Origin of the sequence: Pseudomonas fluorescens, from assembly GCF_000802965.1 — a bacterium.
Classification (GTDB): Bacteria; Pseudomonadota; Gammaproteobacteria; order Pseudomonadales; family Pseudomonadaceae; genus Aquipseudomonas; species Aquipseudomonas fluorescens_A.
In genome coordinates this window covers 42,567-50,657 of record NZ_JSAK01000035.1, presented here as the reverse complement: position 1 = coordinate 50,657, position 8,091 = coordinate 42,567, and the positions used below count along the sequence as shown (strand labels likewise).

Annotated in this window: 7 protein-coding genes; 1 reads left to right on the top strand and 6 read right to left on the bottom strand. The window is 55.3% G+C overall.

Features of this window, described 5'->3' with window-relative positions:
- From NL64_RS26360 to NL64_RS26335, 6 genes are all read right to left on the bottom strand, one after another.
- On the bottom strand, positions 1 to 2,371 hold a 2,371-nt coding region (locus NL64_RS26360; RefSeq protein ID WP_034150996.1), incomplete at its 3' end, for a DUF6531 domain-containing protein.
- A 5-nt stretch (positions 2,372 to 2,376) separates the two neighbouring features.
- Positions 2,377 to 2,844: a DcrB-related protein gene (locus tag NL64_RS26355; RefSeq protein WP_034150995.1), complete on the bottom strand. Its 468-nt coding sequence runs from the start codon at positions 2,842 to 2,844 to the stop codon at positions 2,377 to 2,379.
- A 34-nt stretch (positions 2,845 to 2,878) separates the two neighbouring features.
- On the bottom strand, positions 2,879 to 3,460 hold the full coding sequence (locus tag NL64_RS26350; RefSeq protein ID WP_034150994.1) for a hypothetical protein: 582 nt from the start codon (positions 3,458 to 3,460) through the stop codon (positions 2,879 to 2,881).
- Positions 3,461 to 3,472: 12 nt separating this feature from the next.
- Entirely contained in the window at positions 3,473 to 5,326 is a 1,854-nt protein-coding gene (gene tssI / locus NL64_RS26345) for a type VI secretion system tip protein TssI/VgrG (RefSeq protein WP_034150993.1), read from the bottom strand.
- 55 nt (positions 5,327 to 5,381) lie between these two features.
- Positions 5,382 to 6,110 carry a hypothetical protein gene (locus tag NL64_RS26340; protein ID WP_052321312.1) on the bottom strand — a complete coding sequence of 243 codons (729 nt, stop codon included), beginning with the start codon at positions 6,108 to 6,110 and terminating at the stop codon, positions 5,382 to 5,384.
- 9 nt (positions 6,111 to 6,119) lie between these two features.
- Positions 6,120 to 7,130 (bottom strand): hypothetical protein, encoded by a 1,011-nt coding sequence (locus NL64_RS26335; RefSeq protein ID WP_034150992.1) that lies wholly within the window; start codon positions 7,128 to 7,130, stop codon positions 6,120 to 6,122.
- 451 nt (positions 7,131 to 7,581) lie between these two features.
- On the opposite strand from NL64_RS26335, the gene NL64_RS26330 reads away from it, so the two are divergent.
- The gene (locus NL64_RS26330; RefSeq protein ID WP_034150991.1) at positions 7,582 to 7,899 is read left to right on the top strand and encodes a hypothetical protein; all 318 of its coding nucleotides are present in this window, start codon (positions 7,582 to 7,584) and stop codon (positions 7,897 to 7,899) included.
- The last annotated feature ends 192 nt before the right edge of the window (positions 7,900 to 8,091 follow it).

Genomic DNA, 8,091 nt, shown 5'->3' with positions numbered 1-8,091 from the left:
TTTCGTCAACCTGGGTCAGATACCCCCCCAGGTTGTAACTGAAGCGCCGCGCCAGGTTGTCGATGCGTTTTTCTTCGATCAACCGGTCAGACGCATCGTAGGCAAACTGGTACGCCGCGTTGTTTTCGTTGATCAGTGCGGTCAGGCGAATCGCCGGGTCGTATTCGTAGCGGATGCGCTGACCCTTGGCGTCCTGGCGACTGCTCGGCAGCCCGCGGGCGGTGCGCAGCAGGCGCGTGGTCTGGCCTTTGCCGTCGGTGTGCGTCAGTACCTGGCCGAGGGCGTTGTAGGTGAACGATTCGGCGCTGCCGTCCGGGTGCTGGATGCGCAGCACTTCGCCGTCGGGTTTGCGTTCCAGTGTGGTGGTCTGCCCCAACGCGTCAGTGACGGCAACCAGGTGTTGGCGTTCGTCGAAGCGATAGGTGGTGGTTTTACCCGAGCAATCCTGGAAGCGCTCGACCTGGGCCAGAGTGTTCCACCACAGGTATTTGGATTTGCGGGTCGCATCGATGATGGTGTGCGGCAGGCCATCATCGCCGTTCAGGTATTCAGTGGTGTGACCGAGGGCATCGATTTCGGCGATGAGGTTACCCTTGTCGTCGTAGCGGGCTTGCCAAGTGCTGCCGTCCGGGTAGTCCACCTGCGTGACCAGCGTAGTCAGGTGGTGATAGCGGTACTTGATCGCGCGCCCGAGCGGATCGGTCTCTTCGAGCAGGCGTGAGTATTCGTCGTACTTGAGGGTGAGCCGGTTGCCATCAGGCAATGTCAGGCCCGTCATGTTGCCGCTGTCATCAATGTCGATAACGTAGTGCTCGCCCCCGAAGTCACGGCTGGAAGTGACGCGATGATCGGCGTTGTAATGAATCTCGGCTTCACGCCCGAGCACATCGGTGATCCACGTGGTACGGGCCTTTATGTCGTAGCGGAACTGGTAACGTTCGCCATCGCTGGTCCAGTGCTCCACTACACGCTGCTGGCCGTCGAGGTGTTCCCAGCGGTAGTTGCAGGTCAGGCCCAAGGCATTGCTGTGGCTGGCCATCACGCTGTCGACGTAGCTGAAACGGCGTATTGAATCGCCGTTGCGATTGATTACTTCATTGAGTTGGCCGTGGTCGTCGTAGCGGTACTGCACCAGCGTTTCGACGGCCTCGTTGTCGACCACGCGCTTGACATCGGTCATGCGACCCAGCGGGTGGTCGTAATGCAGGTGCACCCGCACACCACCGGTAGCGCTGATGTCGGTGAGCGTGCCCTCGGCGGTGCGGGTGAAATGCAGGAAGTGACCCAGGGCATTTTCGATGCGTTGCAGCGGCACGGGGATGTTGTCGTCCGCGACTTCGCCGAAATAGAAGAAGGTGTTGTCGAGGGTTTGCAGCAGGTAATGGCCACCTTCGGTGCAGACCAGATGCACCTGCTCATGGGGGTTGTAGATGCGCTCCCCGGGCTGCACGTCCACGAACGGAACGCTGCGGCCCTGATTGTCGGTGAGATAAACGAAAGCACCACTGCGACGCAGGCTCTGTTCCCAGGGCAAGACCCAACCCTTGCCAAGCACGCTGTCGACGCCAAGGTCGCTGGCATAGAAACGCGACCATTGAATGGGCATCAGGCCCGGGAGGCTGAAGTCGGTTTCGTCGGTGATGACCTTGCGCCCGGTGGTGGCGTCGACAGGGTTGCCGACCATACCACCCATCGCTCGTTCAATGACCGGTACCGCGACGTATCGCGCAGCAACCTCACCGGTGACGAAGCCGGCGGTGAACCTTAAGGCGCAGGGCATTGCGGCTTTCATACCGGCCTGAGTCCCCATCTTGAGCACATGGGCGATACCGCCCGCTGCACCGGCGACCGCCATGAGGATGTCCACTGTCGTTCGCAGCCAACCTGGAATCTCATCGTCCACTGGCAGGTAGCGATAGGTTCCGCCACCAATGAAGACATTGTCCGACCCGCTTGAGAGTGTCGCGCCACAGGTCATTTTGTCGCCCTTGCGGGCAGCCGCTGTGCCATTGATGAAGACGTTGGTCGAACCCTCCGCCACCTTTACCGGGCCGGGATGCTTGTCACAGGCGCCCGTGCTCTTTTCGACATGGGCTGCCTTGCGACTGTTGATGAACACGTTGGGCGACGCTGTGACGATGGTCCCCGCGGGCGAGGAGAACATACTGCCGATCTTTTCCCCGGCTACGGTGAGCAGGCTACCTCCGACGCCTGCAAGTAAACCCGCCAACAAGCCCACGCCAAACCCACAGGTGAACGTCGCGATCGCCACCGTGGCAACCAGTGCTATGCCAAGCGCTGCGCCAATGAGAAACCCGCCCAACGCACTGGTGTGCGACAGTTCATCGCCAAACCTTGCGGCTTCAAACATGACCGTTACTCCTGAGCGCTGGAGTCGGTCTTGGAGTCCCCGGGCTGGCGCGGCTGAAAGCTCGCCAGCAGGTCCATCCAGTTCTGGTTCTGCTCGCTGCTGAAGTCAGCCTGGGCGGTGGTGGAAAAAATGATCGCGCGTTCAGGGGCAATCAGAAACGCTGCCTGACGCTGGTAGAAAGGTCGGCCATCAGTCATGTAATACGCATCGATTTGAACACCGTCGATCGGCGCAGTGGTCGACAGCACTACGGCTTTTTTGCCCAGTAACGTGTAGCCGCGCAGCTTGGACGCCAGCATTTTGATCTGACGATCGACGTAGGCTTTGAGCGCTTCGCCGGGCAGCAATGTGTCCCGGGAAATGGTGATGCTCAACGGCGCGGGAATACTTGCCCCCAGCACAAACATGTTAACGGTTCGATCCTGGAAACCCTGTGGCAACGCGATGCTGCCTTCCTGCAACTCATAATCCATGTGATGTAAATTCCTGAATTCAAAAATGGGCATTTCAGCGGGCCGCGAGGCCATCGAGCATGCCGTCAAAATCAACCAGCCAGAGACTGAGCGCGGGCCGGGCCGGATCAATCTCGCAAGCGATACTCAGCCATTGCACCTCATCACGCCCGACGACCGGCACAAGCGCTCCCACCAGACGTGCATGGCGATCGGCATGGCCGCTCTTGAAATGCAGATCCGCCGACTTCGCCGCACTGCCGGCCACGCTGACATCGCGCAGACGGATGATGCGAACGTCCGGATGATCCTTGCGAAACGCCTGCACCGCAGCCTCGAAAAGTTGCTCCAGCGTCTGCCCCTGCAGCACATCACGACGCTTGATCGTCAGGCTGACCGGCTCGCCTTCATGCTCGACGGTGGTCTGGATCTCACGGAAATGGAAACCCGTCGGGAATGCCAGATTGAAACCCGCGAAGTTGAAACTGCTGGGCGTGTCTTGCAGCGCCACCACCGGCTCGGGCTCGGGTTCCGGCTCGGGCTCGATGACCGGCGCGTTGTGTTGTTCGGCGCGCGCAGCTTCTTCCTGGGCAATACGCTTTTCGGAAATGCGATCGTAGAGGCTGGTTCTGATCATGGCGCCGCTACCTCAGTCATTGACCCTGACCTCGGAGCCGGTGATCTGGGTTGTGCCGGTACTCGTAGTGGTGATCGCCTTGCCTTTGATCTCGATGCCGTCCGGCGTGAGGGTGATGCTGCTATCCCCTACCTGAAGAATGATGTGTTGCTTGGCGTTGACCTGAATGAACTGGTTGTCGACCTGAATAGTCAGCGAGCCTTCCTGGACATTCATCACCGTGTCTTTCTTGATCGTTTCGGTGTGCGTGCCACCGACTGTGATCGTGCGGTTGCTACCGACACTGTGGGTCTCGTCGACCTCGATCTCGGTGTCCATGTTGCGCTCGGCATGCATGATGATCTGCTCGGCGCCGGACTTGTCTTCGAAGCGGAAGAAGTTCGCCGTTCCGCCGTCACCCTTCATCGAGCGGGTCAGGAAACCGCTTTGGGTCTTGTTGGCCGGCAACGACCATGGCGGCGTGTTCTGGCTGTTGTAGAGGCTGCCCATGATCAACGGACGGTCGGGATCGCCATCGAGGAACGCAACGACCACCTCATCTCCGACGCGAGGGATCAAGACACTGCCAAAACCGCCGCTGGCACCGGACTGGGCGACTCGGACCCAGCAGGAACTCTTGTCGTTGAACTCGCCATAGCGGTCCCAGTGAAACTGCACTTTTATCCGGCCGAGTTCGTCGGTGTAGATTTCTTCACCCGGTGGGCCGACGACGATCGCGGTTTGCGGCCCGGATATGGTGGGGGTCAGAGTTTCCAGTTGAGGGCGGAATTTAATTTTCTTGCGCACGCAAACAATGCTGTTTGCGTAACCGGCCTGGCCACCCGACAGGTAATTATTGCTGCCTCGATGGGTGATGTTCATCAGCAGAAACTGTCGATCTTCGACAGAGCCATTGTCGTGCTCGTAATGTTGTACGAGGTCGAACGTGTAGCCAGGACGCATCGCTCGACAATTACTCGAACCGGAAAACGCCTTACCCCTGAGTTCCAACGCTTCAATGCGATTGCGCACCAGCACTTCGCCGTCGTCGTACGTTCCGTGGGTGTATTGCCCCATGAAATCGTAAATCTCGTATGCCGGAACATCGCCCTGCTGATTGAGGCTGTTCATACTGACTGGAAGACGGTTTTGCGGCTGGCGGTAATCAAAGGTCTGAACTGCAATTTTGCTCGACTGCAACTCCCGCACCGCATTCCAGTGGGTGATCGAATCCGCTGTTTCGGTAATGGACGCCGTATGAAAACGCACTTGGGGCTGCTCTGGTAGAGCGGGCAACTGCGTTGAATCATCCATGATGATCAACGTGTGACTATCGGCGGTGTGCTCGAAGTAAAAGAACAGCCCTTCGTGTTCCAGCAAACGCATCACGAAATGCCGGTCACTTTCTCGATACTGAGTGATGTAACTGTGAGGTTTGAGCGTGCGGTTGATGCGGAACTCGAACTTGGCCAGCCCTTCATAACGACTGAAGACCTTGGTTATCACTTGCTCGACTGTTTGGTCCTGGAATATCTGCGAGTCGTACCGTTGCTCAAGCAAACTGAGCCAGGAGCCAATCAGTGCCGAATAACGACACATCCCGCCGTCACTGCCATTACTGCCGAAACGTAAAACATGCCCGTTGATGTAGCGACTTGCGCCGGTAGCCAGTTCGATCTCGATGGTCGCCGACTGCCCCATGGCGGTCTTGAGTTTTACGCCGGCATCATCGGACAGCAGGTCAAGCTGGAAGCCGAATTCCATCGACAAACCTTCGTGCCCGACGAACGATTCAAGCAGGAGTTCCTGGCCACTTTTGAGCGGCATGGTCAGTTTAAACAGGCGCCGGTTCTGCGCGGTAAACAGGGATGAAAGATCCATTGTCATGTGCAACTCCTGGAAATCTATATTCGGGCTACTGCCGCAATACCATTTGGCGCTGTCAGGAACCTGTCGACTGACGCCGGGAACCCATCCATTTGAACAATCGACCCAGCCACCAGCGACCGCGGGCTTCGCGTATTTCGTCGATTCTCATGAAGGTATACGGAACAGGCATGCCACGCTCTCGCAGACGAAGTGTGCGGATACCGCGGATGACGTGACGCAGCCTTACCAGCAAATACACGCACACACACGTGCCTATTAATATGGAAACCGTCCCACCACTAAACGAGCCAACAGATTTAATAAAAAGACTACCGAGCAGAGTGGCGCCGCCTATTAGCACACCACCAAGAAAACCAAAATCCTTCGCTTTGAAATCTTCTGCAGCGACTTTTCCATCCTCAATTTTGAAAGGTAAAAATGGAGATTTCGTAAAATAAATCAGCAAAAACGCGGCCACCACTATCAGCATAGGACCTGCCCCGGCAATGACTGCACCCATCGCCCCAACCTCTGAATCCTTCTTTAAAAGCAAGTAACTTAAGCTAGACAGAAGATACATAAGCGAATACAGCCCTGCACAAAGCGTTACCAACACAAAACTTGTATAACGCTCACATCGATAGGCCAAATACAAAGTTGCACCCAGCATCAAAAAAACAAGCGAAAAATACATATACCAGTAGTACGGCAACCCAGAAATTTTAAAAATTCCGGTAAATGCCACCGCAGAAAACACGAGCCACGGAAGTTTCTTAATCATGTATGCATCGGGATCAAACATTTGGCACTCTCAATTTTTAAGGCGGTCCGCAATTTCTTTATCTAAACCACTATGACCCATAAACGATTGAACGGCAGTACCAGCCACCATACCGACTACAAAAACTATCACCAACGGCGCGCCCAACGAACCCGCAATAGCTGAAAAAATCAAACTCCCCGCAAACGCGGCGACGTTAGTAGGTTGGTTTTCATAAGATTTCGTATAGAACTCGTCCATCGATGTCGAACTGGTGTAGTCCATATAAGCCTGCGGACCAATCGCCAACGCAAACCCTACCGTATTACCCGACATAAACTTCAGGCCTCGGGTCGCCCCTTCCGCGTGAAGCATTGCCCGCTGATTAAGTGCCCCTCTGGTTCCATAAGCCGGAAGATGAGCGACTTGGGCCCCTACCTGACCGAGCACCTTGTAACTTTGCGCCTGGGCAGTAATGGGCACCTCGAAGTGCAGCTGACCTGCAACCCGAATCAGTTTTATCTTGCCTCTGAAAGTTTTATTAGCCGAGGTTGAGTTCGCTTTTCCACGATTATTGGCCCACTTGATCAATTTTTTCTTATCGGCTGGAGAGAGATCCAGCAGGTCTACAACCGATTTGGACTTGGATAACGCAGCGACGGTTGTACCGACACCGACCAACGTGCCAGGCAAGTTGGCCGAAGAAAACATCAGGGGCCCAACTTCCGGGATAGCCATGGCGGCATTCTGTAAATCTTTCAATGCTTCGATTGAAACATCCGGCGCCGAAGACAAATTCCTGATTAGCGAACGCAGTAACTGCAAGGATCCTTGCGCTTCCGTCGGCGACATATCGGAGTCTGGCGAGGCCAGTTCATGGGCCAAAAACATCGCCGCATTGTAATCATTGGTCGCATAGTAACCGGCAAAATTTGGCGGCGCGGGAAATGCCCGCGAGGCAATTTCGCTGGGAAAGGGAAGATTACCACTACCCATCAATCCGGCTTGTTGGCGCGATCCATTAGGGTTAGCCACTGTGCAGGGTAAAAATCTTTCATCCATGTTCCTTTCTCCTGATACCGCCTTACCGGCTAGATCTTCGGCAAAACCGGCTCCGCGCAACAACCGACCCACCTTCCATGAGTCATGCGCCATTCAAAGGGCATAACCTCATCAACCACCACAAAAAAACCGCTGTTGCGAGTTGTCTTCCCGAATCACCAACGACGGACAATGACCCGTGGCTGCGACAATCCTTTTGCCGAAAAGGTGCCGAAGAAATTCAAAAAAACAGAACTACGTCACATTTTCTTAATTCGTCATCCGGGCATGTGCGAAAGGAGACACCTATGCAACACACAGTGTCAAGCCGCTATTTTATATTCAGGAATCCATCACCTGCCGAAACCATTGAACTGGTTGAGCTTCAGAACTATCTGAGAGATACATCCCACAAGTAGTGGCAAGCAGACATCATTGTGGCAAGTAATAAAACCCACAAAAATCCGTCCCCATGGATATCGAAAAACTGAAAGAAACAGCCCTGAAGCTACGGTCGGCCATCGATGCATTGAAGGCAGTGGACCCTGCTATAGCCAAACTGGATCAAGAGTTGGCGCCCCTGATGGACCGGGCTGAACGTGATCAAATCCGCACGCCTCTGGAGTGGCGAGATATTCCTGGTCGCTTTCTGTTCACCGAAGACGGCTTGCAGCAATACGCAGAACTTGAGTTGGCTTTTGCCGAGTTTAAAATCGAACTGACAGGCGGAGAATCCCCGACGCTACTCCGACTGAAAGCCCAGATGGCTCGGTCGTCCGGAACAGTCTGACAAAATCCGCGAAAAGAACGCCTACGGTATTCCCGCCACGCGCCAATGCCATCATCCCCTCCCGATTAATATTACACTTGCACTGCAATAAATCCGTAAACACCAGTCAATCCGGATCTGGGTGAACCGGTTCACCTTTTTCAAATTATTTTCATTTAAAAATTGGATCCTCGGCGTGCCTGAAACCATTGA